The organism is Paractinoplanes brasiliensis (assembly GCF_004362215.1).
Lineage (GTDB): Bacteria > Actinomycetota > Actinomycetes > Mycobacteriales > Micromonosporaceae > Actinoplanes > Actinoplanes brasiliensis.
Genome location: NZ_SNWR01000001.1, coordinates 5885499 through 5912176 on the forward strand (window position 1 = coordinate 5885499; position 26678 = coordinate 5912176).

Annotated in this window: 28 protein-coding genes; 14 read left to right on the forward strand and 14 right to left on the reverse strand. The window is 71.1% G+C overall.

Features of this window, described 5'->3' with window-relative positions; translation table 11 throughout:
• Positions 1 to 129: 129 nt before the first annotated feature.
• The 3 genes from pheS to C8E87_RS26765 all read left to right on the forward strand — a co-directional run bounded on the left by pheS (position 130) and on the right by C8E87_RS26765 (position 4286).
• Positions 130 to 1191 (forward strand): phenylalanine--tRNA ligase subunit alpha, encoded by a 1062-nt coding sequence (pheS, locus tag C8E87_RS26755; protein WP_133875643.1) that lies wholly within the window; start codon positions 130 to 132, stop codon positions 1189 to 1191.
• Positions 1192 to 1195: 4 nt separating this feature from the next.
• A complete protein-coding gene (pheT, locus tag C8E87_RS26760) occupies positions 1196 to 3673 on the forward strand; it encodes a phenylalanine--tRNA ligase subunit beta (protein ID WP_133875644.1) in 2478 nt (825 codons plus the stop codon).
• A gap of 148 nt (positions 3674 to 3821) precedes the next feature.
• On the forward strand, positions 3822 to 4286 hold the full coding sequence (locus tag C8E87_RS26765; protein ID WP_133875645.1) for a DUF6082 family protein: 465 nt from the start codon (positions 3822 to 3824) through the stop codon (positions 4284 to 4286).
• 28 nt (positions 4287 to 4314) lie between these two features.
• Here C8E87_RS26765 and C8E87_RS26770 read toward each other — a convergent pair whose 3' ends face one another.
• The 4 genes from C8E87_RS26770 to C8E87_RS45715 all read right to left on the reverse strand — a co-directional run bounded on the left by C8E87_RS26770 (position 4315) and on the right by C8E87_RS45715 (position 5780).
• The gene (locus C8E87_RS26770) at positions 4315 to 4509 is read right to left on the reverse strand and encodes a DUF397 domain-containing protein (RefSeq protein ID WP_133875646.1); all 195 of its coding nucleotides are present in this window, start codon (positions 4507 to 4509) and stop codon (positions 4315 to 4317) included.
• 30 nt (positions 4510 to 4539) lie between these two features.
• The gene (locus tag C8E87_RS26775) at positions 4540 to 4800 is read right to left on the reverse strand and encodes a ribbon-helix-helix domain-containing protein (protein ID WP_133875647.1); all 261 of its coding nucleotides are present in this window, start codon (positions 4798 to 4800) and stop codon (positions 4540 to 4542) included.
• A complete protein-coding gene (locus C8E87_RS26780; RefSeq protein ID WP_133875648.1) occupies positions 4757 to 5407 on the reverse strand; it encodes a hypothetical protein in 651 nt (216 codons plus the stop codon). Before C8E87_RS26780 ends, C8E87_RS26775 begins: the two co-directional genes overlap by 44 nt.
• A 250-nt stretch (positions 5408 to 5657) precedes the next feature.
• The gene (locus C8E87_RS45715) at positions 5658 to 5780 is read right to left on the reverse strand and encodes an SDR family oxidoreductase (RefSeq protein WP_166661244.1); all 123 of its coding nucleotides are present in this window, start codon (positions 5778 to 5780) and stop codon (positions 5658 to 5660) included.
• A 36-nt stretch (positions 5781 to 5816) separates the two neighbouring features.
• On the opposite strand from C8E87_RS45715, the gene C8E87_RS26785 reads away from it, so the two are divergent.
• Positions 5817 to 7181, forward strand: coding sequence for a M20/M25/M40 family metallo-hydrolase (locus C8E87_RS26785; RefSeq protein ID WP_133875649.1), 1365 nt, complete (start codon positions 5817 to 5819; stop codon positions 7179 to 7181).
• Positions 7182 to 7238: 57 nt separating this feature from the next.
• Positions 7239 to 8309 (forward strand): DUF3616 domain-containing protein, encoded by a 1071-nt coding sequence (locus C8E87_RS26790; RefSeq protein WP_133875650.1) that lies wholly within the window; start codon positions 7239 to 7241, stop codon positions 8307 to 8309.
• Positions 8310 to 8561: 252 nt separating this feature from the next.
• Here C8E87_RS26790 and C8E87_RS43825 read toward each other — a convergent pair whose 3' ends face one another.
• Both C8E87_RS43825 and C8E87_RS26810 read right to left on the reverse strand, forming a co-directional pair.
• Positions 8562 to 10640 (reverse strand): FtsX-like permease family protein, encoded by a 2079-nt coding sequence (locus C8E87_RS43825; RefSeq protein WP_166661245.1) that lies wholly within the window; start codon positions 10638 to 10640, stop codon positions 8562 to 8564.
• Position 10641: 1 nt separating this feature from the next.
• The gene (locus C8E87_RS26810) at positions 10642 to 11385 is read right to left on the reverse strand and encodes an ABC transporter ATP-binding protein (RefSeq protein WP_133875651.1); all 744 of its coding nucleotides are present in this window, start codon (positions 11383 to 11385) and stop codon (positions 10642 to 10644) included.
• 141 nt (positions 11386 to 11526) lie between these two features.
• Here C8E87_RS26810 and C8E87_RS46435 point away from each other — a divergent pair, with 141 nt between their 5' ends.
• Complete coding sequence (locus C8E87_RS46435) at positions 11527 to 11973, forward strand: hypothetical protein (RefSeq protein WP_133875652.1); 447 nt, start codon at positions 11527 to 11529, stop codon at positions 11971 to 11973.
• Here the strand turns inward: C8E87_RS46435 and C8E87_RS26820 are convergent.
• From C8E87_RS26820 to C8E87_RS26835, 5 genes are all read right to left on the reverse strand, one after another.
• Positions 11966 to 12982 carry an LLM class flavin-dependent oxidoreductase gene (locus C8E87_RS26820; RefSeq protein ID WP_239079992.1) on the reverse strand — a complete coding sequence of 339 codons (1017 nt, stop codon included), beginning with the start codon at positions 12980 to 12982 and terminating at the stop codon, positions 11966 to 11968. The two genes, C8E87_RS46435 and C8E87_RS26820, sit on opposite strands and share 8 nt — an antisense overlap.
• 31 nt (positions 12983 to 13013) lie before the next feature.
• Positions 13014 to 13244 (reverse strand): hypothetical protein, encoded by a 231-nt coding sequence (locus C8E87_RS26825; protein WP_133875654.1) that lies wholly within the window; start codon positions 13242 to 13244, stop codon positions 13014 to 13016.
• Complete coding sequence (locus C8E87_RS43830; RefSeq protein ID WP_166661246.1) at positions 13241 to 13405, reverse strand: hypothetical protein; 165 nt, start codon at positions 13403 to 13405, stop codon at positions 13241 to 13243. Before C8E87_RS43830 ends, C8E87_RS26825 begins: the two co-directional genes overlap by 4 nt.
• A gap of 36 nt (positions 13406 to 13441) precedes the next feature.
• Positions 13442 to 15685, reverse strand: coding sequence for an exo-beta-d-1,3/1,6-glucosidase (locus C8E87_RS26830; protein WP_133875655.1), 2244 nt, complete (start codon positions 15683 to 15685; stop codon positions 13442 to 13444).
• A 114-nt stretch (positions 15686 to 15799) separates the two neighbouring features.
• Positions 15800 to 16033: a hypothetical protein gene (locus C8E87_RS26835; RefSeq protein WP_133875656.1), complete on the reverse strand. Its 234-nt coding sequence runs from the start codon at positions 16031 to 16033 to the stop codon at positions 15800 to 15802.
• 110 nt (positions 16034 to 16143) lie between these two features.
• Here C8E87_RS26835 and argC point away from each other — a divergent pair, with 110 nt between their 5' ends.
• The 8 genes from argC to C8E87_RS26875 are packed head-to-tail and all read left to right on the forward strand — an operon-like array spanning position 16144 to position 23789.
• Positions 16144 to 17145 carry an N-acetyl-gamma-glutamyl-phosphate reductase gene (gene argC / locus C8E87_RS26840; protein ID WP_133875657.1) on the forward strand — a complete coding sequence of 334 codons (1002 nt, stop codon included), beginning with the start codon at positions 16144 to 16146 and terminating at the stop codon, positions 17143 to 17145.
• The gene (argJ, locus tag C8E87_RS26845; protein ID WP_133875658.1) at positions 17142 to 18314 is read left to right on the forward strand and encodes a bifunctional glutamate N-acetyltransferase/amino-acid acetyltransferase ArgJ; all 1173 of its coding nucleotides are present in this window, start codon (positions 17142 to 17144) and stop codon (positions 18312 to 18314) included. Before argC ends, argJ begins: the two co-directional genes overlap by 4 nt.
• A complete protein-coding gene (argB, locus tag C8E87_RS26850; RefSeq protein WP_203720511.1) occupies positions 18311 to 19174 on the forward strand; it encodes an acetylglutamate kinase in 864 nt (287 codons plus the stop codon). The genes argJ and argB overlap by 4 nt, the downstream gene beginning before the upstream one ends.
• On the forward strand, positions 19171 to 20325 hold the full coding sequence (locus C8E87_RS26855) for an acetylornithine transaminase (RefSeq protein WP_133875660.1): 1155 nt from the start codon (positions 19171 to 19173) through the stop codon (positions 20323 to 20325). The genes argB and C8E87_RS26855 overlap by 4 nt, the downstream gene beginning before the upstream one ends.
• Entirely contained in the window at positions 20322 to 21254 is a 933-nt protein-coding gene (gene argF / locus C8E87_RS26860; protein ID WP_133875661.1) for an ornithine carbamoyltransferase, read from the forward strand. Before C8E87_RS26855 ends, argF begins: the two co-directional genes overlap by 4 nt.
• Positions 21251 to 21763, forward strand: a complete 513-nt coding sequence (locus tag C8E87_RS26865) for an arginine repressor (protein WP_133875662.1) — start codon at positions 21251 to 21253, stop codon at positions 21761 to 21763. The genes argF and C8E87_RS26865 overlap by 4 nt, the downstream gene beginning before the upstream one ends.
• Positions 21756 to 23177, forward strand: coding sequence for an argininosuccinate lyase (gene argH, locus C8E87_RS26870; RefSeq protein WP_133875663.1), 1422 nt, complete (start codon positions 21756 to 21758; stop codon positions 23175 to 23177). Before C8E87_RS26865 ends, argH begins: the two co-directional genes overlap by 8 nt.
• Before the next feature lie 60 nt (positions 23178 to 23237).
• Positions 23238 to 23789 (forward strand): DUF4241 domain-containing protein, encoded by a 552-nt coding sequence (locus C8E87_RS26875; protein ID WP_133875664.1) that lies wholly within the window; start codon positions 23238 to 23240, stop codon positions 23787 to 23789.
• Here C8E87_RS26875 and C8E87_RS26880 read toward each other — a convergent pair.
• From C8E87_RS26880 to C8E87_RS26890, 3 genes are read right to left on the reverse strand one after another with little or no spacing between them, the layout of a single operon-like run.
• A complete protein-coding gene (locus C8E87_RS26880; RefSeq protein WP_133875665.1) occupies positions 23749 to 24795 on the reverse strand; it encodes an aspartate aminotransferase family protein in 1047 nt (348 codons plus the stop codon). The two genes, C8E87_RS26875 and C8E87_RS26880, sit on opposite strands and share 41 nt — an antisense overlap.
• Positions 24785 to 25420: a sugar transferase gene (locus C8E87_RS26885; protein ID WP_133875666.1), complete on the reverse strand. Its 636-nt coding sequence runs from the start codon at positions 25418 to 25420 to the stop codon at positions 24785 to 24787. The genes C8E87_RS26880 and C8E87_RS26885 overlap by 11 nt, the downstream gene beginning before the upstream one ends.
• Complete coding sequence (locus C8E87_RS26890; RefSeq protein WP_133875667.1) at positions 25417 to 26673, reverse strand: nucleotide sugar dehydrogenase; 1257 nt, start codon at positions 26671 to 26673, stop codon at positions 25417 to 25419. Before C8E87_RS26890 ends, C8E87_RS26885 begins: the two co-directional genes overlap by 4 nt.
• Between the last annotated feature and the right edge of the window lie 5 nt (positions 26674 to 26678).

Here is a 26678-nt window from a genome sequence, read left to right on the forward strand (position 1 = left end):
GATGACGCTGTTTAGCCGGCCCGCTGGTCGCGGGCCGCGGGTCTGACCCACCCCCCTCTCCCTGACCGGCGGGCTGCGGCTCAGCCGCACCTCCGTAGACTGCCGTCCGGCATCACCGTGAGGGAGACAATGTCCTACCGCAACGATCCATACGACCCGAAGCAGGCCGCCCTGCTCGACCCGGCCGCGCTCGAGGCCGCCGTGGACGAGGCGCGCAAGGCCTTCGACGCCGCGTCCGACCTGGACGACCTGGCCGCCCTGAAATCCGCGCACCTCGGTGACCGTGCGCCCGTGTCGCTGGCCCGCCGCGAGATCGGCTCGCTGCCCCCGGCCGCCAAGTCCGACGCCGGCAAACGCGTCAACCTGGCCCGCCAGTCCATTCAGGGCGCGTACGACTCCCGCCTGACCGAGCTCGAGATCGAGCGCGCCGCGCGGGTCCTGGTCACCGAACGCGTCGACGTCACGCTGCCGTGGGACCGCCGTCCCCGCGGCGCGCGGCACCCGCTGACCACGCTCATGGAGCACATGGGCGACCTGTTCGCGGGCATGGGATACGACATCGTCGAGGGCCCCGAGCTCGAACTGGAGTGGGCCAACTTCGACGCCCTCAACATCGGGCCCGACAACGCCGTGCGCGGGTCCATGGACACGTTCTACGTCGACATGCCCGGCCTGGTCATGCGCACGCACACCTCGCCCGGCCAGGTGCGCTCGATGCTCACCCGGCAGCCCCCGATCTATGTGGTCAGCCCCGGCCGCGCCTACCGCTCGGACGAGCTCGACGCGACCCACTCGCCGGTCTTCCACCAGATCGAGGGCCTGGTCGTCGACGAGGGCATCACGATGGCCCACCTGCGCGGCACGCTCGACCACTTTGCCAAGGCGATGTTCGGCCCCGACGCGCGCACCCGCTGGCGGCCGCACTACTTCCCGTTCACCGAGCCCTCGGCCGAGTTCGACGTGTGGTTCGCCCAGCACCGCGACGGCCCGCGCTGGGTCGAGTGGGGTGGCTGCGGCATGGTCAACCCGCGGGTGCTGACCGCCTGCGGCATCGACCCCGAGCGCTACTCGGGCTTCGCGTTCGGCATGGGCGTCGAGCGCACCCTGATGTTCCGCAACGGCGTCAGCGACATGCGCGACATGGTCGAGGGCGACGTCCGGTTCACCGCCAACTTCGGAATGGAGGTCTGAGCCCATGAAGACGTCTCTGTCCTGGCTGCGAGAGTTCGTCGAACTGCCCGCGGGCCTCACCGCCGAGCAGCTCGACGAGGCCCTGACCAACCTCGGCATGGAGGTCGAGTCGATCGTCGACCAGGCCGCCACGGTCACGGGTGACCTGGTGGTGGGCCGCGTGCTCACGATCGAGGAGCTGACCGGGTTCAAGAAGCCGATCCGGTTCACCACCGTCGACGTCGGCCGCGCGGAACCGCAGGAGATCGTCTGCGGCGCCCGCAACTTCGCCGAGGGCGACCTGGTGGCGGTCATCCTGCCCGGCGGCGAGCTGCCCGGCGGCTTCAAGATCGGCGCTCGGAAGACGTACGGGCGCAACTCGAACGGCATGATCTGCTCCGCGGCCGAACTGGGGCTCAGCGGCGACCACGACGGCATCATCGTGCTGCCGCCCGGGGCCGCCCGGCCCGGCGACGACGCCCGTCCCGTCGTGGGGCTTTCCGATGTGCTGGTCGAGGTCGAGATCACGCCCGACCGCGGTTACGAGATGAGTCTGCGCGGCCTCGCCCGCGAGCTGTCGTACGTGTTCGACGCCCCCTTCACCGACCCGGCCGCCATCGAGTTCGCCACCGCCACCGAGGCCTCGCCCCACCCGGTGACCGTGGAGGACACGGTCGGCTGTGACCGCTTCTCGGCCCGGGTCGTGCGGGGCATCGACCCCAACGCCGCGTCGCCGCTGTGGATGCAGCAGCGCCTGGTCGCCGCGGGCATCCGCACGATCTCGCTGCCCGTCGACATCACCAACTACCTGATGCTCGAGCTCGGCCAGCCGATGCACGTCTTCGACCTCAACCGGCTCAACGGCGGCCTGGTCGTGCGCCGGGCCCGGCCGGGCGAGAAGCTGACCACCCTCGACGGCGTGGCCCGCGTGCTCGACGCCGAGGACATGGTGATCTGCGACGACACCGGCCCGATCTCGCTGGCCGCGGTGATGGGCGGCGAGACCAGCGAGTGGCAGCCCGACACGGTCGACGTGCTGCTCGAGGCCGCCCACTGGGACGCGGTGATGGTCGGCCGCACGGCCCGCCGGCACAAGCTGTTCAGCGAGGCCGCCAAGCGGTGGGAGCGCGGCGTCGACCCGCAGCTCACCCTGGTCGCGCTGGAGCGTGCCGTCCAGATCCTGACCGAGCACGCCGGTGGCACTGCCGACGAGCGTGTGCTCGACATCGACCACGTCGTCGCGCCGGCCACCATCACGCTCGACCCGGCCCTGCCCACGCGGCGGATCGGCCTGGCCTACGACACCGAGCAGGTGGCCGCGCTGCTGTCGCAGGTCGGCTGTCACGTCACCGGGCCCGGCCCGTTCGAGGTCACCCCGCCGTCGTGGCGGCCCGACCTGCTCGCGCCGATCGACCTGGTCGAGGAGGTCGCCCGGCTGGGCGGCTACAACGACATCCCCAGCCTGCTGCCCCCGGCTCGCGGCGGCAGCGGCTTCACCCCTGAGCAGCACCGCCGCCGTACGGTGGGCCGGGCCATGGCCGAGAACGGGTACGTCGAGGTCCTGTCCTACCCCTTCGTGGCTCCCGCCGCGGCCGATCAGCTGGGCTACCCGGCCGACGACCCGCGGCGCAGCGCCGTACGGCTCACCAACCCGCTGTCGGAGCAGGAGCCGCTGCTGCGCACGTCGTTGCTGCCGACGCTGTTCGGCACGCTCAAGCGCAACCTGGGCCGGGGCAAGCGCGACGTGGCGCTGTACGAGATGGGCACGGTGTTCCTGCCCGGCCTGGCAGAGGCCGCCCCGCCCGCGATGGGTGTCGACCGCCGGCCGACCGACCAGGAATGGGCGGCGGTCAATCAGATCGTCCCGGCCCAGCCGTGGCACCTCGCGGTCGCCCTCACCGGCGACATCGAGCCCGGCGGCTGGTGGGGCCCGGGTCGCGCGGCTTCCTGGGCCGACGCGGTCGAAGCGGCGCGAATCGCGCTGGCCGCCGCCGGTGTCGCCGCGTCCCGCGTCACCGTCGCGGCTGCCGACTACGCCCCCTGGCACCCCGGCCGCTGCGCAGCGATCTCGGTCGACGGCACGGTGATCGGCCACGCGGGCGAGTTGCACCCGGCCGTCGTGTCCGCGTTCGAGCTGCCCAAGCGCGCCTGTGCCGCCGAGCTCAACCTGGACGCCCTGCCCCTGCCCCCGGTCACCCAGGCCCCGGCGATCTCGTCGTTCCCGCCCGCGCTGATCGACGTGGCCCTGGTGCTCGACGCCGCGGTCCCGGCCGCCGACGTCTCCGCCGTGCTCGCAGCGGGCGCCGGCGACCTGCTCGAGTCGGTGTCGCTGTTCGACCTGTACGAGTCGGAGCAGCTCGGGCCGGACAAGAAGTCACTCGCCTACAAGCTGACTTTCCGGGCCCCCGACCGCACCCTCACCACCGAGGAGACGTTGGCCGCCCGCGACGCTGCCGTGGCCGCGGTGACCTCCCGCTTCGGTGCCTCTCTCCGCGGCGCCTGACGGCCCTCCAGGCGGGCCACTCCACCCGGGGTGCGCCCGCCTGCGGCCGGGTTTCTGCGGTTTGGCCGTTTGTGGGGGGTTTGCGAGTTTGGTTCGGCGGTGCTGACGCTGGTCCGTGTGGACGGGGTGCTGTGCCAGCATCCGTGGCATGGGGAGCGAAGTCGTCTCGATAGCGTTCTCGCTCGTGGCCCTGGTCGCCGCCGCGGCCTCCCTGACTCTGCAGGCGCGCGACGTCTTCGCCAGCCGGCATCAGGCCATCCGCAGCGCCCAGCTCGAACTGGTGCAGATGGCCATCGACAATCCGGCCCTCTATCTCGGCTACGAGCCCACCGAGCAGGAACGGGCGACCTTCCAGCACCGGGGTTACGTCAACCTTTTCATCAAGCACATCGAGCTGGGCTACCTGACCGGCACGCTGGGTGAGCCCGAGACACGGACCCAGATGAGCGAGCTGTTCGCCAACCCCGGCCCCCGCGAGGCGTGGGCCGCCATGCGGTCGGTCTGGACGGCCGAGGCGACCAGCGCCGCCAAACGGCGGTTCGTCCACATCGTGGAGGACGAGTACCGGCTGATCGCCCGTCCCGGACTCACGGACGGCGACGGGCCCGGATAACGGCCCGCCGCCCCGCCCTCATGACCGGCTACAGATCGTCGAACTCCCCGTCCTTGGCTCCCTTCAGGAACGCCTGCCATTCCTCGGCCGTGTACTTCAGCACCGGCCCGTCCGGATTCTTGGAGTCACGGACCAGGATGGTGGTCTCGACCGCGATCTCGACGCATCCCTTGATCCCGCTGGCGCTCGACTTGCGCCACGTCGGTAGAACGTGTGTTTCCACCGCATCTCCTCGTCGTTTCCCCGGTGCCGGTCAGATGAATTTCAGCACCGTCACCGTCTCGGCGTTCTGAACCAGAAGTTTCGAACCCTTGGGCTTGGTCTCCTCCTGCACCTCCCCATAAATGATCAATGCGCGGTTGACGATGTCGGTTTTATTGAGCCCGGTCTCCTCGCTGAGGCGCTCGAGTTGTTCGGACGCCTGGGGATTCAGATTCACGGTCAGCCGTGTGGCTCTCGGCTTAGGATCTTCACTCGCTTCTCCTGTTTCCCGCTCGGCTTTCGATGCGGCCATTCGGCTCGATCCTCAATTGTGTGTTCGATGAACGATGTTGTTCAGCACTGCTGTCTGCCGGTCCTGGCGCGGATCCACGCGGTGGGTGAGCGTTCCGGGTCAGGGTCGCGATGATGGAAAACCCCGCGACGGTCGTCACGGTGATCGCCAGCATCCAGGGGGCGGCTTCGCGGAGGTGTGTCGCGAGCAGGCAGACCACGACGGTGTAGGCCGAGATCAACGACAGCAGCCCGAGGGTGCGGAGTTGCCGCCCCAGCTCGTTGCTCCGAGGCGTCAGCGTGAAGGACCCGGCGGGCACGATCTCGACGTAGGAGCGAGAAGTCGGTGCCTCATGGGAAAGATCCAGGTGCCTCGGGGCGATCGATCGGTGGTCCCTTCGCGGGGCCGCCGCGGGCGGCTCGCCGGTTCCGGAGCGCGGCCTGGGAGCCCGGTGCGCCCGGATCACCGGCACCGCGGCGGCGGCGGCGAAGATCGCGACGCCGATGGGCCGGCTGTCCGGCCAGACGAACATCGATGCCCCGACCAGGGCGGCGGTGACAACGACGGCGAGCAAAATGAAGATTGCTCTGCGCTCGAGGGGGCGACCAGTTGTCGGTTGTGCCATCATTAGGTGCTCCATCCGAAGATCGATTCAGGTGGAGTTTGGCACCGGCGCAACGGCTTTTTCAATGTTTCTGTCGGGCCTCGGGAGGCGGAGAGGTCTTGTGCGGTACACAATGCGTGCCCGCATGCATCAAAGTGCTGCACGACTGCTGGTCAGGAATTGTCCGGCGCGGCATCTGCCAGGCCTTCTTCCCCCGAACGGGCCTATTTTTGGCGCTCGTCCCCCGCGGGGGTGATAATTGAAGGTTTGATAATCACCCCGTGGTGTGGCCGCCGCTGACGGTGATGTGTTCGCCGGTGATGAAGCGGGAGGCGTCCGAAGCCCCGAGGGCGGCGACGAGATCGTCACGCGCCGACCCTAGTTCATCGATAAGCATGGACTTCTGCTCATCTGGTGGGACACAGTGGTGGGCATGGCCAAGACGAGTCGGCGTGCGTTTCTGTCCGTGACCGCTGCAGCCGCGGCCACACCCCTCGTGACCGGGGAGCAGGCTCGAGCCGGTGGGAAGCCGCCGAGCCGGGAGCTGCGCACGATCCTGCGCGAGATCGACCCGGGGCGAATCGAGACGATCGTGCGCAAGCTGGTGTCGTTCGGCACCCGGCACACCCTGTCCAGCCAGGACGATCCCGTACGGGGAATCGGCGCCGCCCGCGACTGGATCTTCGCCGAACTGAAGCGTCACGCCGCGGCGTCGGGCGGCCGGATGACCGTCGAGCTGCAGTCGTTCGTGCAGCCGGTGTCCCCGCGGGTGCCCGTGCCGACCACCATCACCAACGTGATCGCGACCCTGCGCGGCAGCGTCACCCCCGACCGCACGTACGTGGTCACCGGCCACTACGACTCGCGGGTGAGCGACGTGATGGACGCGGTCAAGGACGCGCCGGGCGCCGACGACGACGCGTCCGGGGTGGCCGTGGTGATGGAGCTGGCGCGGGTGATGGCGACCCGGCGGCCCGAGGCGACGATCGTGTTCGCCGCGGTGGCGGGCGAGGAGCAGGGCCTCTACGGTTCCGACCATCTGGCCCAGAGCTACCGTGACCGCAACACCGACATCCAGGCCATGTTCAGCAACGACATCGTGGGCACGGGGGACGCGCACGACGGCAGCCGGCCCAGCGACCGGACCGTGCGGCTGTTCGTCGAGGGCGTGCCCACCTCGGAGACCGCGGCCGACGCGAACCTGCGCAGGAGCGTGGGAGGCGAGAACGACGGGCCGTCGCGGCAACTGGGCCGGTTCGTCAAGGACGTCGAGCCCGACGGCGCCGACGTGCGGGTCGTCTGGCGGCGCGACCGCTACCTGCGGGGCAGCGACCACATCTCGTTCCTGCTGCGGGGCTACCCGGCGGCCCGGTTCACCGAGCCGCGCGAGAACTTCGCCCACGAACACCAGGACGTACGGGTGGAGGACGGCGTCCAGTACGGCGACCTGCCGGAGTTCTGCGACTTCGACTACATCGCGCGGGTGGCCCGGGTCAACGCGGCCGCGCTGTGGTCGCTGGCGCAGGCGCCGGGGATGCCGCGGGGAGTCGTCATCGACACGACGCGGCTGACCAACGACACGACCCTGCGCTGGGAGCTCGGCGCCGAACCGGACCTGGCCGGCTACGAGGTCGTGTGGCGTGAGACGACCGCGCCCGACTGGGAGCACTCGCGGGCCGTGGGGAAGGTGACGACGGTGACGATCGACCTGTCGAAGGACAACCTGTTCTTCGGCGTACGGGCGGTGGACACCGACGGACATCGCAGCCCGGTCGCGGCGCCCCGGCCGTCCAGCTGATTTCGATATCCCGTCAGGGGAGACCCGGCGTGGCCCGCCGGTGCGACGATGTTGACCATGACGCTCGATCACACGGTGCGGCTGCGCTTCGGGGACACGTCGCGCGCCGCGGCGACCCATACCAACCTTTCCGCGGTACGCCTCGACGGGCCGGTGCTGTGGATCGCGGGCGACGAGACCGCCACCCTGGAGCGGCTGGTCGCCGACAACCCGGACGCGCCGGCCGAGTTCGCGGACGAGACCACGTACCGGCTCGGCGACTTCATCACGCTGCCCGGCACCGACATCGAGGAGGAAGCCGACGTCGAGGGGCTGGCCCGCACCGGCCACTTCCTGTGGGCGATCGGCTCGCACAGCCTGCGGCGCAAGCAGATCAAGGACCGGCACGACGGGCAGAAGGCGCTGCGCCGGCTGGCCCGTGTCGAGGGGCAGGAGAACCGCCAGATCCTCGTACGGCTTCCGATCGCCGACATCGAAGGGCTTCCCACCCCCGTACGGGAGATCGAGGTCGCCGGCGAGAAGCACTACGCGGCCGCGCTGGGTGGCCGGGACGACCTGCGCTCGCTGCTGCGCCGCGACGAGCACCTGGCGCCGTTCCTGCCCATCCCCGGCAAGGACAACGGGCTGGACATCGAGGGCATCGCGGTCGTCGGTGACCGGGTCTATCTGGGGCTGCGCGGGCCGGTGCTGCGCGGCTGGGCGTTCGTGCTGGAGCTGCGGCCGTACGTGGATCCCGACGAGCCGGACAGGTTGCGGCTGCACGAGTTCGACGACGGCTTCACCTATCGCAAGCACGTGCTCAAGCTCGACGGGCTGGGTGTGCGCGACCTCTGCCCGGACGGCGACGACCTGCTGATCCTGGCCGGCCCGACGATGGACCTGGACGGGCCGGTCCGCGTGTACCGCTGGCACGGGGCGGGGCGCACGCAGCAGCCGACGATCGTCCGCGGCGACCTGATCACCCGAGAGCTGGAGCTGACGTACGGCGAGGGCGACGACCACGCCGAGGGGCTGAGCTATTACGGCGACGGACGGCTGCTGGTCGTCTACGACAGCCCGGCCGCCGTCCGCCTCACCGAGGACGACGCGGTGATCGCCGACGTCGTCCGCCTGCCGCCCCGAAGCTGATCACGCGCGAGCGCGAGCGGCGGGACGTGGGGCCCGAATCTGATCACGCGCGAGCGAGGGCGGAGGGACGTGGGGTCCCGAGTCTGATTACACGCGAGCGAGGGCGGCGGGACGTGGGGTCCGAGTCTGATCACTCGCGAGCGAGAGCAGAGGAACGTGAGGCCCGAGCCTGATCACGTGCGAGCTGAACAGCGGAACGCGGGGTCCCGAAGCTGATCAGGCGTGAGCAAAGTGCAGCACGCCGGGCCTGGGTCATTCACGCGCGGCCAGCAACGTCACGGGCGGCCGCCGGGTGTACGTCCACGAGGTGATCAGGGTGGTCAGGGCGGTGACCGCCGGGGCGACCACCGCCACCCCCAGCAGCAGCGACCACGACACCTCGAGCGTCGCGACGCCGGTCACGGCCGCCGTCGTGGACAGCACGGCGGCGAAGGCGGCCGCCGCCGCGAGACCGCCCAGCACCAGCCCGGCCCCGGTCACGGCGAAGGATTCCAGCACCGCCGCCCGGATGACCTGTCCACGGGTCAGCCCGGTCACCCGCGCCTCGGCGAACTCGCGCCGGCGGGTGGCCGCGCCGATCACGACCGAGTTGACCACGCCGATCAGCGCGTACAGGCTCCCCAGCCCGAGCACGATCAGCATCACCTTGCGGTTGGTGGAGTCGCGGTCGGCGGCGTCGGCCCGCAGCCAGTCGCCCAGGTCGGAGACCGGGCCCAGGCGGGACAGCGCGGCCCGTACGGCTTCCCGGTCCGCGCCGGGTTCGAGCGCCACGAACGACAGGGCGGACGCGCCGGTCAGTTGCGCCCCGGTGAGCCGCCCGGACGGCAGCAGCAGGTTCGCGCCGCCGCTCATGGCAGCCGGCACCGAGCCCGTAACGGGCAGCTCACCCAGGTCACCGCCGGGCAGCCTGAGGCGCACCGTCCCGTCGCGAGGCACGTCCCCGCCCGGCCCAGCCACCGCGCCCCGCCCGTCGAAGGTCACCGGGGTGCCGTGCACGGCCGCGTACGCCGCCGGGTCGATCACCAGCACCGAGACGCCCTCGGACTCCCGGTCCTCGCCCTCGCCGTAGGTCATCTCGCCGGGCAAAGAAAGCTCGGTCGACACCGTGGCTACGCCGGGCACCGCAGCGACACCCGACACCGTGCCGCCGGACACCGTGCCGCCCGGCGTGGTGTTGCTGGGCGTGGTGTTGCTGGGCGTGGTGTTGCTGGGCGTGGTGTTGCTGGGCGTGGTGTTGCTGGGCGTGGTGTTGCTGGGCGTGGTGTTGCCGGGCGTGGTGTCGCCCGGCGCGGTGCCGCCCGGCACCGTGCCGTCCCGCGGCGCCGCGTCGATGGGGCTGTGGCCGACAACCACGAAGTCGGCGTGTGTCGTGCGCTCCTGCTCGATCACCGCGCTCGCGCTGAACGACGCCCCCGCCGCCGTGTTGCCGACCACCAGCGCGACCAGCACGATCAGCGGCGCCGCGACCGAGGCGGAACGGCGCCGCGCGTCACCGACGTTGGCCCGCGCCAGCGAGCCCAGCACCCCGCGCAACGGCATCAGCCGGGCGAGCAGCGGCACCAGCAGCGGCCCGAACGCCACCACGGCCACCGCGGCCGGCATCGCCACGTTCATCGCCATGGCCGCCCCGCCGGCCGGGCCGCCGTGCGGGGCCACGATGACCAGGGCCAGCGCGCCGCCGAAGAACAGCAGCCCGGCGATCCAGCGCCCGGCGGTCATCACCCGGGCCGCCGCGCCGGTCTCGCGCAGCGCTTCGAGGGGTCGCACCCGGCTCGCGCGCCGCGCGGCGACCAGCACCCCGGCCGTCGCCAGCAGCAGCCCCGTGCCGAGCGAGACGCTGAGGATCCACGTGCGCCACTGCCCGGTGAACCCCTCGGGCACGAACTCGAAGCGGCGCAGCAGCCATCCCTGCACCGTCACGACGCCGAGCCCGGCCGGGATGCCGAGGCCCGCCCCGGCCAGGCCGAGCAGCAGCGCCTCGCCCAGCAGCAGCCGGCGGACCTGCCCGCGGCTCCCGCCGACCAGGCGCAGCAGGGCGAGGTCGCGGCGGCGCTGGTCGACCGTGAACGCGAACGTGGAGCTGATGATGAAGCAGGCCAGGAAGACGGCCAGGCCGAGCACGACGCCCAGCATCGCCACCGCCGTGTCGGCGCCGTCGGCGAAGCGCATGCGGTCGGCCTCGCTCAGCCCGGGTGGCGGGTCGATCGTGGCGGCCGTGATGATCAGCAGCAGCGACGACTGCACCAGCGCCACCCCGAGGGCGACCGACAGCAGCGCGCCGGCGAAGAGGGTCCATCGTTCGGCCAGCCCGGCCCGGCTCAGGCGCAGCATGTCAGCGCTCCCAGGCGGCGAGGCGGTCGGCGACCCGGTGGGCGTCGGCCCCGGCGATCCGGTCGACCACCCGGCCGTCGCGCAGGAACACCACCGCGTCGGCGCGGGCGGCCGCGCCCGGGTCGTGGGTGACCATCACGATGCTCTGCCCGGCGTCGGCCATCGCCCGCAGCAGGTCGAGCACCGTGCGGGCGGCGGTGGAGTCGAGCGCGCCGGTCGGCTCGTCGGCGAACAGCACCTCGGGCCGGGTCACCATGGCCCGCGCGATCGCCACGCGCTGCTGCTGGCCGCCGGAGAGCTCCCGTGGCCGGTGGCGGGCCCGGTCGGCCAGGCCCACCGCGTCGAGGGTGGCGCGCACGGCCGTACGGGACGGGCGTTGCCCGGCGAGCCGCAGCGGCAGTGCGATGTTCTGCTCGGCGGTGAGCGCGCCGATGAGGTTGAAGCTCTGGAACACGAACCCGATGCGGGTGCGGCGCAGCGCGGTCAGCTCGGCGTCGCCCGCCGCGGTCAGGTCGGTGTCGCCCAGCAGCACCCGGCCGTTGTCGACCTTTTCGAGCCCGGCCGCGCAATGCAGCAATGTGGACTTGCCGGAGCCGGAGGGACCCATCACCGCCGTCCAGCCGCCGCGCGGGAACTCGAGCGTCACGTCGTCGACAGCGCGGACGGCCGCCGGTCCGCGACCGAATACCCGGCTCACGCCGTACAGGGAAATGGCTGCTCGGACGGGGGTCAGCGTTGTCGTCATACCGGAAAACGCTAGTGATTCGCGGCCGGGAAGTCGCTGGGGCCAGCATCCCGGCTCGGGTGGTGCTAGGTCCACCAGCGGGGTACGGGTTGAGTAACGGTACTCAGGTTCCGGCGGCCGCTGATTCATAGGTTCTTACCCATGACGAAGCGACGGAAGTTGGTTTGGACGGCCGGAATCCTGGCGGCGGCGGTGGCGAGCGCCGGGGTGGGCACGGCGGTCTGGGCCGACCCCCTCAAGCTGCCGGGCAGCCACACCATCGAGGTGTACGCGCAGGAGGATGCGCTCTCCGGCGAGACGCAGAAGGACCCCGGCTTGTTCGGGATGTGCGACGCCGACACGTACTACGCCGAGCAGGGCGACCGGAAGCTGTGCATCGTGCTCAGCGGGCCGCTCGGCGAGGTCAAGGCGCAGCGCAAGGACGGCAAGGTGACGGTGGCGGCCGAAGAGGTGGCCGCGCTCAAGCGGATGGCCGCCAAGGACTCGGACGCCACCACGCTGGTGCTCATGGGCAGCGGCCCGTCCGCGCTCATCCCGATCGCCGATCTGACCGACGGCAAGCCGGTGACCGTGCCCGCCCTCAGCTGACCGGCCGCCACCCCAGCGCGGGGCCGAGCCGGCCGGCGATGTCGGTGAGGATCTGCACGTAGTCGGGGTGGTCGAAGCTGAACGGCAGGGCGAAGGCCACCTCGTCGATCTCGCGGAAGGCGGCGTGCGCCAGCAGCTGGTCGGCGATCTCGGCCGAGCTGCCGATCAGGTCGGGCGAGAAGAGCATCCGGGCCGGGCCCTGCGGTTCCCTGGTACGGGGGGTGCGCTTCTCGACGTACGCGGCGTATTTGGCCTTCTGTTCGGCGTTCGCCGAGTCGGTGGGGATGACGACCAGGCCCTGGGACACCCGGGCCCGGTCGCCGTCCGGGTGGTGCTTGCGGAAGGTCCGCACGTGCGACAGCTGGATCTCGGCGAAGTCCTCCGCCTCCTCGGCCTTGACCACGCTGCTGGTCAGGAAGTTCATGCCGTGCTCGCCGGCCCACTGCGCCGAGCGCAGGCTCGCCCCGCCGTACCACATCCGACCGGCCAGGCCCGGCGAGTGCGGCTCGACCCGGTCGGAGAACACCTCGACGACCCCCTGGGCGCCGCTGAAGTCGGTGGCCTTGTCGCCGCGGACGAAACCGAGCAGCCGCTCGACCCGGCGATAGCTGAAGTCCTCGGCGCCGGCGGTGTCCGGGTACAGCGCCTCCTTGACGGTCTCCCAGTTCATCGGCGGGCCGACGCTGACGCCGGGGTTGATGCGCCCGCCGGAGAGCAGGTCGACGGTGGCCAGGTCCTCGGCCAGGCGCAGCGGGTTCTCCCAGCCGAGCGGGATCACGGCCGTGCCCAGCTCGATCCGGGAGGTGCGCTGCGAGGCGGCGGCCAGCATGGCGATCGGCGACGAGATGCCGTGCTGCAGGTGGCGGTGCCGCAGCCAGGCGCTGTCGAAGCCGAGGTCCTCGCCCAGCTTGATGATGTCGAGCGTGGACTCGTGCCCCGGTCGGGGGTCGTCGGGGTCGAACAGGCCGATGGTGAGGAACCCGAGTTTGCGCAGCGGTCGCGATGTCACGGCTCTCAGCATGTCACGAACAGACCGTTTGTCAGCCGGTCAGCGCCTCCTGCACGGTTGTCTCCTGGCGGCCCAGGAAGACCGGGTCGCGGTGGGTGACGATGTCGGCCACGGCCTTGACCACGGCGCCCCGCTCGCGGATCACCGAGTTGCGCCACGGTTCCTCGTAGACGCGTACGGAGTCGTCACCCACCCCGGTGGCTTCGATGCCCAGCTTGCGGCAGAGCGCCACCGCCCGGTCGAGGTGGTAGGTCTGCGTCACGACGATCGCCCCTCGCCGAACACGTGCCCGTGGGCCGTTCCGCGGACCCACAGCTCACCGCCGGCCGACGTCAGCACCCCGACCGCCACCACGAGCGCGCCGGCCGTCACCAGCCGGCGCACCCACCGCTTCCCGAACCTGACCCGCGGAACGATCCTCACCCGCGGCACGATGCCAGCCGGTGTCAACGCCCGCGGTCAGGCGATCGTGAACGGCGCCCGCAGCAGGTCGCGTTCGCGTGAGCTCGGCCCGACCAGCAGCTCGAAGTCGCCCGGCTCGACCACGCGGCGGCCGTCGGCGGTGACCAGCGAGCAGGCCGACGCCGGAACTTCGAGCTCGACCGTGAGCTGCTCGCCCGGCGGCACGGTGACCTGCCGGTACGCCTTGAGCTCGCGGCCCGCCCAGGTGACCGACGTGACCAGGTCGCTGACGTAGACCTGCACCGTCTCGAGCGCCGGGCGCGTGCCGCTGTTGGTCAGCGTGACCGTCGCCCGTACGGTGTCCGGCTCCGCGACCGTGGGCGTGGTGACGGTCAGATCCCCGTACGTGATGGTGGTGTACGACAGTCCCTCGCCGAACGCGAACAGCGGGTCCTGCGTGAGATCGGCGTAGCGGCTGCCGTGCTGCCCGCGGATCGTGTTGTAGTACACCGGCTGCTGCCCGACGTGCCGGGCAACCGACAACGGCAGGCGGCCGCTCGGCTCGATCAGGCCCAGCACCAGCTCGGCGATCGCCCGTCCGCCGCGCATGCCCGGGTTGAACGCCTGGATGATCGCGGCGGCGTCGAGGGCCGAGGGCGGCAGGACGGTCGGCTTCGAGTTCACCAGCACCACGATCATGGGGGTCTTGGTGGCCGCGATCGCGTCGAGCAGGGCGATCTGGCCGCCCTGCAGCTCCAGGGTCGCGGTCGACTTGTGCTCGCCGGTGAGGTTCACCGTGTCGCCGACCACGACCACCGCGTAGTCGGAGCGGATCGCCTTGTCGCGGGCCACGTCGATCAGGTGGTGGTCGACCGGGGCGCCCTGCGAGATCGGCGGGCGCGGCTGCCCGTCGGGGTAGGTGTCGCCCTCGGGGTCGGGCACCAGGCGCTCGATCTCGGCGCCGCGCGCGTGCTCGATCACCCACTCGGACGGCGCGACCGCCCGGAAACCGTCGAGCACCGTCTCGGTCAGCTCGCGCGGGTGGCCGTCGGGCAGCCAGTCGACCTGGCCCGAGTCGCCGGCCCAGTCGCCGAGCTGCGCCGAGACGTCGTCGGCGTTGGGGCCGATCACCGCGATCCGGCGGAACTTCTCGAGGCTCAGCGGCAGCACGCCGTCGTTCTTGAGCAGCACCAGCGAACGCCGGGCCACTTCGAGGTTGAGCTCGGCGTGGGCGGGCGCGCCGATGACCTCGCGCTGCCGTTCCACCGACGGGGCCCGCGGGTCCTCGAACAGCCCCAGCTCGAACTTGAGGCGCAGGATCCGGCGTACGGCCTCGTCGATCTCCTCCTCGGCCAGCAGCCCCCGCTCGACCGCTTCCTGCGCGCCCTCGAAGAAGCCCGGGGTGACCATGACCAGGTCGTTGCCGGCCTTCACGGCGACGGCGGCTGCCTCGGCATAGTCGGCGCACACCTTTTGCTCCCAGACCATGCGCCCGACGTTGTCCCAGTCGGTCACCAGCGTCCCGGTGAAGCCCCACTCGCCCTTGAGCACGTCGTTGAGCAGCCATTTGTTGGCCGTGATGGGCACGCCGTCCATCGACTGGTAGCCCAGCATGAAGACGCGGCAGCCCTCCTTGGCGACCCGCTCGAACGGCGGCAGGAACCACGAGCGCAGCTTGCGCGGGCTGATGTCGGCCTCGCTGGCGTCGCGCCCGCCCTGGGTCTCGGAGTAGCCGGCGAAGTGCTTGGCCGTGGCCAGGATCGCGGTCGGGTCGCCGAGGCCGCCGCCCTGGTAGCCACGGATCATCGCCGCGCCCAGCTCGCCGATGAGGAACGGGTCCTCGCCGAACGTCTCGTCGACCCGGCCCCAGCGCAGGTCGCGGGTGATGCACAGGACGGGGGAGAAGGTCCAGTGGATGCCCGTGGCCGCCACCTCGACGGCGGTGACCCGGGCGACCCGCTCGAGCAGCTCCGGGTCCCAGCTGGCGGCCATCCCGAGCTGGGTCGGGAAGATCGTCGCGCCGGGCCAGAACGAGTGGCCGTGGATGCAGTCCTCCGCGGTGAGCAGCGGGATCTGCAGCCGGGTCTTGGCGACCAGGTCGATCGCCTCGAGCATCTTGGCCGGGGAGGTGTGCAGGATCGAGCCCGCCAGCTTCTCGCTGACGATCTCCTTAACGTCGCCCCGGGCGTCCAGCTGGAGCATCTGCCCGACCTTTTCGGGCAGGGTCATGCGGCTCAGCAGGTCGTCGACGCGCTGGTCGACGGGCAGGGAAGGATCCCGGTACGGGACGTCAGCAGGCACGAGCGCCTCCGGTCGTCATGACCGCGGTGGCACGGTCTGCGAAACACGAACAATCGGGAGTCTTCCAGCCCGGAACCGGTTACGGGAGCCCGGCCCGGTTCCGGAACTTTTCACTTAGTTGTCAGAATCGCTCTCGTCGATGCTCGGCACCTCGATGCCGGCCGCCTCCAGAGCGTCCAGCCGGGCCTCCGCCGCTTCCTTCTCGCGCTCGACGAGGTTGGCGTATTCCACCAGCACGGACGGGTCGGTGGTGTCCTCGAGCCGGTCGAAGAACCGCTGGGTCGTGCGGACAGCTTCCGCGTACGCGGCGGCGGCTTCCCGGAGGGCGAGGATCGTCTTGTCGGTCATGCCGAAAGTGTGGCACCACTGCCCGTACGGGCAACTCGCCTGGGTAATGGTGTTGCCCGGTCCTATGCACGGTTGATACGGTCCTCTGCATAGTCATGCGGAGGTTGGGTATGGGAATCCGGGTCGCGGTCGCCGGGGCAAGTGGATATGCGGGGGGCGAGTTGCTGCGCCTGCTCGCCGGGCACCCCGAGTTCGATCTCGTCGCCGCCACGGCGCACTCGCAGGCCGGCGCGCACGTCACCGCCGTACACCCGCAGCTGGCCGGTCTCGACCTCACGCTCACCGCGACCGACGCGGCCGGGCTGAGCGACGCCGACCTGGTGTTTCTCGCCCTGCCGCACGGCCAGTCGGCGGCCCTCGCCGCCCAGCTGCCCGAGTCGGTCAAGGTCGTCGACCTGGGCGCCGACTTCCGGCTCAAGGATGCGGCACTGTGGGAGCGGTACTACGGCGGCCCGCACGCCGGCACGTGGACGTACGGGCTGCCGGAGTTGCCCGGCCGGCGGGAGCTGATCGCCGCCTCGAGCCGCGTGGCGAACACGGGGTGTTATGCGGCCACCATCACACTCGCGCTGGCGCCGCTGATCGCCTCCGGGCTTGCCGACCCGGCCGACGTGGTCGTGGTGGCGAGCTCCGGCACCAGCGGGGCGGGCCGCAGCGCCAAGGTGAACCTGCTGGCCAGCGAGATCATGGGCGACCTCTCGCCGTACAAGGTGGGCGCCCACCAGCACGTGCCCGAGATCAAGCAGGCCACCGGGGCGACGTCGCTGTCGATGACCCCGGTGCTGGCGCCCATGCCGCGCGGCATCCTGGCCACCGTCACAGCCCGTCGTGCCCAGGACGGCGACCCTCGCGAGGCGCTTCTCGCCGCGTACGGGAATGAGGCTTTTGTGCATGTCCTGCCGGAGGGGGCGTGGCCGCACACCGCCGCGACCGCCGGTTCCAACTCCTGCCACCTGCAGGCGACCGTCGACGTCGACTCCGGCCGCATCGTGGTCGTGAGCGCCCTTGACAACCTCGGCAAGGGCGCCGCGGGTCAGGCCGTGCAGTGCGCCAACCTCATGTCCGGCCTGCCCGAGACCATGGGCCTGTCCGTGTTCGGAGTCGCACCGTGACCGTCACCACCCCCAAGGGCTTCCGCGCGTCGGGCGTCGCCGCCGGCCTCAAGCCCTCCGGCAACCTCGACGTGGCCCTGGTCGTCAACGACGGCCCCGACTTCACCGCCGCCGGCGTCTTCACCGGCAACCGGGTCAAGGCCGCGCCCGTGCTCTGGAGCCAGCAGGTGCTCAAGGGCGGCGTCGTGCGCGCGGTCGTGCTCAACTCCGGCGGCGCCAACGCGTGCACCGGCAGCCAGGGTTTCCGCGACACCCACGCCACTGCCGAGCACACCGCGACGGTGCTGCGCGGCGGCCCGAAGCCGCAGCTGATCGGGGCCGGCGACGTGGCGGTCTGCTCGACCGGCCTGATCGGCGAGCTGCTGCCGATGGACAAGCTGCTGCCCGGCGTCACCGCGGCGGCCCGCGCCCTCGAGAGCGACGGCGGCGCCCGGGCGGCCGAGGCGATCATGACAACCGACACCGTGTCCAAGAACGCGGTCGTCCAGCGTGAGGGCTGGTCGGTCGGCGGCATCGCCAAGGGCGCGGGCATGCTCGCCCCGGCCCTGGCCACCATGCTCGTGGTGATCACGACCGACGCCAGCGCCGACAACGAGGTGCTGGACGCGGCGCTGCGCGAGGCAACCCGGCTGACCTTCGACCGGATCGACGCCGACGGCTGCATGTCGACCAACGACACCGTGCTGCTGCTGGCCAGCGGCGCCTCCGACGTGCAGCCCACGCCCGAGGAACTGACCGACGCCGTCAAGCAGGTCTGCCACGACCTCGCCCAGCAGCTGATCGCCGACGCCGAGGGCGCAACCAAACACGTCGCGATCGAGGTCAAGGGCGCGGCCAGCGAGGCCGACGCGGTCGAGGTGGGCCGCTCGGTGGCCGGCAACAACCTGGTCAAGACCGCGCTGTTCGGCAACGACCCGAACTGGGGGCGCATCCTCGCGGCGGTCGGCACCACCAAGGCCCGCTTCGAGCCCGACCGGGTCGACGTGGCCATCAACGACGTGTGGATCTGCAAGGGCGGCGCGGCCGCGGAGGACAGGTCCAAGGTCGACCTGTCCGGCCGTGACGTGCGGATCACGGTCAACCTGCGCGAGGGTGAGATGGACGCGACGATCTGGACCACCGACCTGTCGCACGCCTACGTGCACGAGAACTCGGCGTACTCCTCGTGAGCACCGAGAAGGCCGCGGTCCTGGTCGAGGCGCTGCCCTGGCTGGAGAAGTTCCACGGCTCCACGATCGTCGTCAAGTACGGCGGCAACGCCATGATCAACCCTGAGCTGCAGCAGGCGTTCGCGGCCGACATGGCGTTCCTGCGGTACGCCGGGATCAAGCCGGTCGTCGTGCACGGCGGCGGCCCTCAGATCAGCCGGATGCTCGACCGCCTCGGCATCGAGAGCGAGTTCCGCGGCGGCCTGCGCGTCACCACCGCAGAGGCGATGGAGGTCGTCCGGATGGTGCTGACCGGGCAGGTCGGCCGCGAGCTGGTCGGGCTGATCAACAGGCACGGCCCGCTGGCGGTCGGGCTCTCGGGGGAGGACGCGCACCTGTTCACCGCCGTACGGCGTGGGGCCGTGATCGACGGTGAGGAGGTCGACATCGGGCTGGTCGGGGACGTCGACCGGGTCGACACCTCGGCCGTCGACGACCTCATCGCGGCCGGCCGCATTCCCGTGATCGCAAGCGTCGCCCCCGACGCCGACGGGGTGGTGCACAACGTGAACGCCGACACCGCCGCCGCCGCGCTGGCCGAGGCCCTGGGCGCGCAGAAACTGGTCGTGCTGACCGACGTGCCGGGCCTCTACACCGACTGGCCCGACACGTCGTCGCTGGTCACCGCGATCGACGCCGACGCCCTGGCCAAGCTGCTGCCCCGGCTCGAATCGGGCATGGTCCCCAAGATGGAGGCCTGTCTGCGAGCCGTACGCGGCGGCGTGCCCGCGGCCCATGTCATCGACGGCCGGGTCGCCCACTCGACCCTGCTCGAAGTCTTCACCCCGGAAGGAATAGGAACCATGGTGGTCCCGTCATGAGCTCGCTGATCGAGCGCTGGCAGCAAGCGGGCATGAACAACTACGGCGTCCCGCAGGCCGCGTTCGTCCGGGGCGAGGGGGCGGTGATCACCGACGAGGACGGCAAGCAGTACGTCGACTTTCTCGGGGGCATCGCGGTCAACGCGCTCGGGCACGCCCACCCGGCCGTGGTCGCCGCCGTCACCCAGCAGGTGCGGCAGCTCGGGCACATCTCCAACTTCTATGTCGCCGAGCCGCCGGTCGCGCTGGCCGAGCTGCTGCTCGCGCTGGCCGGGCGGGCCGGGCGGGTCGTCTTCACGAACTCGGGGGCCGAGGCCAACGAGGCCGCTTTCAAGATCTCGCGGTTGACGGGGCGTACGCATGTTGTCGCCACGCACGGTGGGTTCCACGGCCGGACCATGGGGGCGCTCGCTCTTACCGGGCAGCCGGCCAAGTCGGACCCGTTCCGCCCGCTCCCGGGCTCAGTCACTCATACGACATTCGGCGACTTGTCAGAATTGAGCGAAGCGGTGACTGCTGACACCGCCATGGTCATCCTCGAGCCCATCCAGGGCGAGAACGGGGTGGTGGTTCCGCCGGCGGGCTACCTGCGCGGAGCTCGGGATATTTGCGACAAAGCGGGCGCTCTGCTCGTGCTGGACGAGGTGCAGACGGGCATCGGGCGTACGGGGCACTGGTTCCACCACCAGAGCGAAGGCATCGAACCCGACATCATCACCCTCGCCAAGGGTCTCGGCGGTGGCCTGCCCATCGGCGCCTGCGTCGCGTTCGGCCGCGCCGCCGAGCTGTTCACCCCCGGCGCGCACGGCACCACGTTCGGCGGCAACCCGATCTCGTGCGCGGCCGGCCTGGCCGTCATCCGCACGATCGCCGGCGAAGGCCTGCTGGACCACGTCAAGCGGGTCGGCGAGCAGCTGCGCCGCGGCGTCGAAGGACTCAACCACCCCCTGATCAGCCATGTACGCGGCGCCGGCCTGCTGCTCGGGATCGTGCTCACCGCCCCCGAGGCCGCCCGCGTCGCCGCCGCCCTCAAGGAAGCCGGTTTCCTCGTGAACGCCCCTCAGCCCGACGTCATCCGGCTGGCCCCGCCGCTGATCATCAGCACCGAGCAGGCCGACGCCCTCATCGAGGCTCTGGGCGGTGTGCTGTGACGACCCGCCACTTCCTGCGCGACGACGACCTGACCCCCGACGAGCAGAACGCCGTGCTCGAACTGGCCGCCCAGATGAAGGCCGACCGGTTCGCGTACCGGCCGCTGGAAGGCCCGCGCTCGGTCGCCGTCTTCTTCGACAAGGTCAGCCTGCGGACCCGCCTGTCGTTCGAGGCCGGCATCGCCGAGCTGGGCGGCCAGCCGCTGATCGTGGACACCCAGGCGACCCACTTCGGCCGGGGTGAATCGCTCAGCGACGCCGGCCGGGTGGTGTCGCGGTACGTCGCGGCGATGGTGTTCCGCACGACCGGCGACGAACGCCTCGTCGAGCTCGCCGCCGACGTGCACGTGCCGGTGATCAACGCGCTGACCGACGGCTTCCACCCCTGTCAGCTGCTGGCCGACCTGCTCACCATCCGCGAGCGACTCGGCGCCACCCGGGGCAAGAAACTCGCGTACGTGGGCGACGCGGCCAACAACATGGCGCACTCCTACCTGCTGGCCGGGGCGAGCGCGGGCATGCACGTACGGGTGGCCGGTCCGTCCGGTTTCGACCCGGCGGCCGCCGTGGTGTCGCGCGCCGCCGAGATCGCGGCCTGGACGGGCGGCTCGGTCGAAGTCCTGCGCGACCCGCTGGAGGCGGCCGACGGCGTCGACGTGATCGCCACCGACACGTGGACGTCGATGGGTCAGGAGAACGACGGCCGTGACCGGCTCACCCCGTTCTGGCCCTACCAGGTCAACGGCAAACTGCTCGGCGTGGCCGCGGAAGGCGCGATCGTGCTCCACTGCCTGCCCGCGCACCGCGGCGAGGAGATCACCGACGAGGTCATGGACGGGCCGCAGAGCGCGGTCTTCGACCAGGCCGAGAACCGTCTGCACGCCCAGAAGGCGTTGCTGGCCTGGCTGCTGTCGGTGAACCAGTCATGACCGGGCCGGTGACCCGTGCGGGCCGGCACGCCCGGATAGTCGAGCTGATCCGCGACCGGGCGGTCCGCTCGCAGACCGAACTGGCCGAGCTGCTGTCCGACGAGGGCGTCCAGGTCACCCAGGCCACCCTGTCACGCGACCTGGAAGAACTCGGCGCGGTCAAGGTCAGCGGCGCCTACTTGATTCCCGAGGACGGCAAACGCCCGCTGCGCGAGACCACCGAGCAGGGCCCGGCGCGCCTGCTGCGCCTGCTGCGCGAGTTGCTGACCGGCGTCGACTCCAGCGGCAACATCGCCGTGCTGCGCACCCCGCCCGGGGCCGCGCACTTCCTGGCCAGCGCACTCGACCGGGCCGGGCTCACCGACGTCGTCGGCACCATCGCCGGCGACGACACCATCCTCGTCGTGGCCCGCGACGTCCACGGGGGCAAGGCGCTGGCGGCCAAACTCGCCGACTGGGCCGGGCACAACCACGAAATGCCACAAGGCAAACTGAGAGACGATGACTGAGAAGACTTCCCTGTGGGGTGGCCGGTTCGCCGGTGGGCCCGCCGATGCCCTGGCCCGCCTGTCGGTGAGCGTGCAGTTCGACTGGCGCCTCGCTCCGTACGACATCGCCGGCTCCCGAGCCCACGCCCGCGTCCTCGCGGCGGCCGGGCTGCTCGACCCCGACGAGCTGGGCCAGATGCTCGCCGCCCTCGACGACCTCGAGGCCGCGTGCGCGTCCGGCGAGTTCCGTCCGACCATAGACGACGAGGACGTGCACACCGCCCTCGAACGCGGCCTGCTGGAACGCCTCGGCGCGCTCGGCGGCAAACTGCGGGCCGGCCGCTCCCGCAACGACCAGGTCGCCACCGACCTGCGGCTCTACATGCGCGACCACGCCCGCGGGGTGGCCGTGGCGCTGGTCGAACTGGCCGACGCGCTGACCGAGCAGGCTGCCCGCAACGTCGGCACGCCCGCGCCCGGCCTCACCCACGTGCAGCACGCCCAGCCCGTCTCGTTCGGCCACTGGCTGCTCGCCCACGTGCAGCCGCTGCTGCGCGACCTCGACCGGATGAAGGACTGGGACGCCCGTACGGCCATCTCCCCGCTGGGCAGCGGCGCGCTGGCCGGCTCGTCCCTGCCACTCGACCCGGCCGCCGTGGCGAAGGAACTCGGATTCAACGCGCCCGCGCCCAACTCGATGGACGCCGTGGCCGACCGTGACTTCGTCGCCGAGTTCCTCTTCATCACGTCGCTGATCGGCGTACACCTGTCCCGCCTGGGCGAAGAGGTCGTGCTCTGGACGTCCACCGAGTTCGGCTGGGTCGAACTGGACGACGCCTTCGCCACCGGCTCATCGATCATGCCGCAGAAGAAGAACGCCGACATCGCCGAACTGGCCAGGGGCAAGAGCGGCCGTCTCATCGGTGGCCTGGTCGCGGTCCTGACCATGCTCAAGGGCCTGCCGCTGACCTACGACCGCGACATGCAGGAGGACAAGGAACCGGTCTTCGACGCCATCGAGACGCTGGAACTGCTGCTGCCCGCCCTGGCCGGCATGATCTCCACCATGACCGTACGGGTCGACCGGCTCGCCGCGGCCGCCCCCGTCGGTTTCTCGTTGGCCACCGAGGTCGCCGACTGGCTGGTCCGCAAGAACGTCCCGTTCCGCGACGCGCACGAGATCACGGGGAAGCTGGTAGCCCTGTGCTCGGTCCGCGAGTGCGAACTGGAAGACCTGACCGACGACGACCTGAAAACAGTCAGCGAGCATCTCGACCCGTCGGTCCGTCAGGTCCTCACCGTGGAGTCGGCCCTGGCCGGCCGTACCACGCCGGGCTCAACGGGCCCGGGCCCGGTCGCGGAACAGCTGGCGCAGGTGCAGCACCACCTCGACACGTGGCGCCAGTGGGCCGTCGAGAAGGTCGTGCCCCGCTGAGACCGGCCCACCGTTGCCCGGTAGGCCGGCGGCTTGACAGCCGTCGGGAGCATGGCTCGCATGAGTCTTGACGTGGACCGGTCCCTGGCCGGTGCTGTGATCACTCCGGCTGCGCCGCTGATGCTGCCGAGCGGCCGGCTCATCGCCGCGGAGCCAGGCACCGGATTCCCGGTCGGTGAGGCCGCCCGGTGGGCGTTCGCCGAGACTGTCGCACCCGGCGCCTACCCTGTCGAGATCGTGCACCGCGACGGGCTGCTGATCGCGGCCCGGGTCGTCGTTCGTCCCGAGCCGGTCGCCGCCTGGCGACCGGCTCAGCGCGACGGAGAGCCGTACGTCTATCCGGTCGACGGCGGCGCCGGGTCGTTCGGCTCGCCGGAGGTGTTCGAGGCTCTGACCGACGACGAGGCCCGGGAGGATCTGATCGCCGACCTGTCGTTCGACAGCGACGAGGCTTACGCCGTCTACACCGACCCGGCGAGCGGCGCCAACCTCGTCTCCTTCCAGATCGGTGCGGACGGACGCTATCCGACCTGGATCGGCTGGACCGCCGCCGGTGACATCGCCTGTTTCCTCACCGACTTCGGCGAGCTGGAACACCAGGCGCGGCGCTGACGGGCATCGGTGCGGAGGCGACCACGGCAGCGATCCGGTCGATGTCGCCCGGGGTGCAGCGGTGGTCGACCGGGAGGGTGAGGATCCGGGTCGCCAGGTCCGCCGCTTCGGGGTCGCCACTCCAGAAGCCGTTGGTGGGCTGACGCCAGTGGACCGGGGCGTAGATGCCGTGGGCGGCCAGGTGGCGTAACAAGCCGTCGCGGGTGGGCTCGTCCGGGCAGAGGACCTGGATGCGGAAAGGCGCCGCGCCGGGAGGAAACGTGCCGGGTGGGGCGGGCAGAAGGTCTTCCAGAGCGCGGACGTTGCGGGTGGCGGTGGCGCGCAGACCGGCGATGTCGAGCACGGGCAGCACAGCCGTGGTGAAGGCGCTCGGGGCCGACTCGCTGCCCAGCAACGCGCGCTCGCCCTGCTGCTGGAGGTCTCGGAAAGCGGCCTTGGCCACGGGACGGCCGTCGAGCCAGGCGGCTTTGAGCACCATGGCGGCCAGCTTGAGGTCGCTTCCCGGCGCGGGGCCGGCAACAGGCGTCGGCACGTCGTGGCCCTGCGGGGACCACAGCATCCCGCCGTCCGGGAGCGGCAGCGTCTTGCGCAGCGAGGCCACCCCGTACGCGGCAATGCTGTTCGCAGCCCACGGGCCGAAAGGGTCGTGCGAGTGGTCCTCGATCACGGTCACCTCGGGGTGGGCCGGGATCCATTCCCGCCAAACCGCCCCGTCCGAGCGCCCGAAGAGGTTCTGGGCCAGCACCACGTCACCGGGACGAACCGGTGAGGGGAGGTCGCGATACCAGGCCAGCGGCATGTGCGCGCCCAGAACCTGAGCCACGCCCATGCAGAAGAACGACGGCACGTGCAGCCGGCCGGGGCGGGCGAGATGCCGCAACAGCACCGTCAGCGCCCCGCAGCCCGTGGCGAACAAGGCGTGACCGGGCGGGAGGAGGCCGTCCCGCGCGTCGTTGAGCAGGACGGCCGGGTCCCAGTGGAACTCGGAGCCGATCTCAGGCCGCACGCCGGACGTCCTCGGCGCGGGCGATGTTCAACGTGTCCACGTGCACCGGTGGTTCGCCGCGGCGCAGGTCGGCCACCGTACGGGCAAGAATGCGCAGATCCAGCAGCGGGGACCAGTTGTCGACGTACCAGCGGTCGAGCACGAACCGCTGCGGCCAGTCGATGTCGTCGCGGCCGTTGACCTGGGCCCAGCCGGTGATCCCGGGCTTCACCTCGAGGCGGCGGGCGTCCAGGGCCGAATAGTTCGCCACCTGGGGCAGCACGTCGGGGCGGGGGCCGACCAGCAGCATCTGCCCGGTCAGCACGTTGATCAGCTGGGGCAGCTCGTCGAGGCTGGTGCGGCGCAGGAACCGGCCGCAGCGGGTGATCCGGGGGTCGTTCTCGACCAGCCCGTATGGGTCGTGAATGCCCAGTGTGGAGCTCAGCGCGACCGAGTTGTGCACCATCGAACGGAACTTGAGCATCCGGAACGGCCTGCCACCCAGTCCGGCGCGTTCCTGCACGAACAGGACACCGGGGCCGTCGGCGAGGCGGATCCACAGCGCCACCGCGAGCAGCACCGGGGACAGCAGGATCAGGGCGACGGCGGCGACGAGCTGGTTGACCAGGCCCCAGAGCGTTCTCATATCGTCTCCACGTTCGGTCCGGTGAGGCGGCGGCGGGTGTCCAGCACGTACGCGGCGTGCTCGGCGACAAGGTCGAGGTCGAACACGTCGTGGTCGGCCAGCAGCACCACGGCGTCGGCTTCGGCCAGTTCCGTGGCGGTCAGGGAAACCCGGGTGACGCGACGGTCCACCTGCGCGTCCTCGACGACGTGGGGATCGGCCGCCCGTACGTCGGCGCCCATGTCGAGCAGCAGCGAGGCAACCCGCCGGGCCGGCGACTCGCGGGCGTCGCCGCTGTTCTTCTTGTAGGCGAGGCCGAGCAGCAGCACGGTCGACCCGTTGACCGCTTTGCGTTGCGTGTTCAGGGCCGCGACGAGACGCCGTACGACGTAATCCGGCATGTGGTTGTTGATGTCGTTGGCCAGCTCGACGAAGCGGAAGCTCTGCCCGAGCGTGCGCTGCACCCGCCACGACAGGTAGGACGGGTCGATCGGCAGGCAGTGGCCGCCCACCCCGGGACCGGGCACGAACCGCAGATAGCCGAACGGTTTGGAGCTGGCGGCGTCGATCGCCTCCCACACGTCGATGCCGAGGTCGTGGGCGAACACGGCCAGCTCGTTGACGAGGGCGATGTTGACGTGGCGGAACGTGTTCTCGAGCAGCTTGGCCAGCTCGGCCACCTTGCAGTCGGAGACGCGTACGGTCTTGGCCACCACCGAGCTGTAGAAGGCGTCGACGTGTTCCAGCGAGGCCGGGTTGATGCCGGAGACCACCTTGGGCGTCGTCTCCAGCGTCCATTCGCGGTTGCCGGGGTCGATGCGTTCGGGGCTGTAGCCGAGGTGGAAGTCGTCGCCGGCGACCAGCCCGGAGCCCTCTTCGAGCAGCGGGGCGACCAGGTCCGTGGTGGTGCCGGGATAGGTGGTCGACTCGAGGGCCACGGTCGCGCCGGGCCGCAGGTAACGGGCCAGCGTACGGGCGGACTCCTCGATGTATTTGAGGTCGGGCGTGCCCTCGCGCAGCGGTGTGGGCACGGCGATGACGGCGATGTCGAAGCCCGCGCACGAGCGGGGGTCGGCCGAGGGCTGAAACGTGCCGAGGTCGACGAGTTCCCGCAGGTCGGCCGAGGACACGTCATCCACGTACGACTCACCGGCGGCGAGCCGTTTGATCCGCTCGTCGTCGACGTCGAACCCGACGACGCTGTGCCCGGCCCGGGCCGCACGGACCGCCAGCGGCAGCCCCACGTATCCCTGACCGACGATGACAACCCGCATGAGGG

Bases quoted from the DNA above. Each gene is read 5' to 3' on its own strand.
- pheS (WP_133875643.1), top strand. From the start codon at position 130: ATGTCCTACCGCAACGATCCATACGACCCGAAGCAGGCCGCCCTGCTC.
- pheT (WP_133875644.1), top strand. From the start codon at position 1,196: ATGAAGACGTCTCTGTCCTGGCTGCGAGAGTTCGTCGAACTGCCCGCG.
- C8E87_RS26765 (WP_133875645.1), top strand. From the start codon at position 3,822: ATGGGGAGCGAAGTCGTCTCGATAGCGTTCTCGCTCGTGGCCCTGGTC.
- C8E87_RS26775 (WP_133875647.1), bottom strand. From the start codon at position 4,800: ATGGCCGCATCGAAAGCCGAGCGGGAAACAGGAGAAGCGAGTGAAGAT.
- C8E87_RS26780 (WP_133875648.1), bottom strand. From the start codon at position 5,407: ATGATGGCACAACCGACAACTGGTCGCCCCCTCGAGCGCAGAGCAATC.
- C8E87_RS45715 (WP_166661244.1), bottom strand. From the start codon at position 5,780: ATGCTTATCGATGAACTAGGGTCGGCGCGTGACGATCTCGTCGCCGCC.
- C8E87_RS26785 (WP_133875649.1), top strand. From the start codon at position 5,817: ATGGCCAAGACGAGTCGGCGTGCGTTTCTGTCCGTGACCGCTGCAGCC.
- C8E87_RS26790 (WP_133875650.1), top strand. From the start codon at position 7,239: ATGACGCTCGATCACACGGTGCGGCTGCGCTTCGGGGACACGTCGCGC.
- C8E87_RS43825 (WP_166661245.1), bottom strand. From the start codon at position 10,640: ATGCTGCGCCTGAGCCGGGCCGGGCTGGCCGAACGATGGACCCTCTTC.
- C8E87_RS26810 (WP_133875651.1), bottom strand. From the start codon at position 11,385: ATGACGACAACGCTGACCCCCGTCCGAGCAGCCATTTCCCTGTACGGC.
- C8E87_RS46435 (WP_133875652.1), top strand. From the start codon at position 11,527: ATGACGAAGCGACGGAAGTTGGTTTGGACGGCCGGAATCCTGGCGGCG.
- C8E87_RS26835 (WP_133875656.1), bottom strand. From the start codon at position 16,033: ATGACCGACAAGACGATCCTCGCCCTCCGGGAAGCCGCCGCCGCGTAC.
- argC (WP_133875657.1), top strand. From the start codon at position 16,144: ATGGGAATCCGGGTCGCGGTCGCCGGGGCAAGTGGATATGCGGGGGGC.
- C8E87_RS26855 (WP_133875660.1), top strand. From the start codon at position 19,171: ATGAGCTCGCTGATCGAGCGCTGGCAGCAAGCGGGCATGAACAACTAC.
- C8E87_RS26865 (WP_133875662.1), top strand. From the start codon at position 21,251: ATGACCGGGCCGGTGACCCGTGCGGGCCGGCACGCCCGGATAGTCGAG.
- argH (WP_133875663.1), top strand. From the start codon at position 21,756: ATGACTGAGAAGACTTCCCTGTGGGGTGGCCGGTTCGCCGGTGGGCCC.
- C8E87_RS26875 (WP_133875664.1), top strand. From the start codon at position 23,238: ATGAGTCTTGACGTGGACCGGTCCCTGGCCGGTGCTGTGATCACTCCG.
- C8E87_RS26885 (WP_133875666.1), bottom strand. From the start codon at position 25,420: ATGAGAACGCTCTGGGGCCTGGTCAACCAGCTCGTCGCCGCCGTCGCC.
- C8E87_RS26890 (WP_133875667.1), bottom strand. From the start codon at position 26,673: ATGCGGGTTGTCATCGTCGGTCAGGGATACGTGGGGCTGCCGCTGGCG.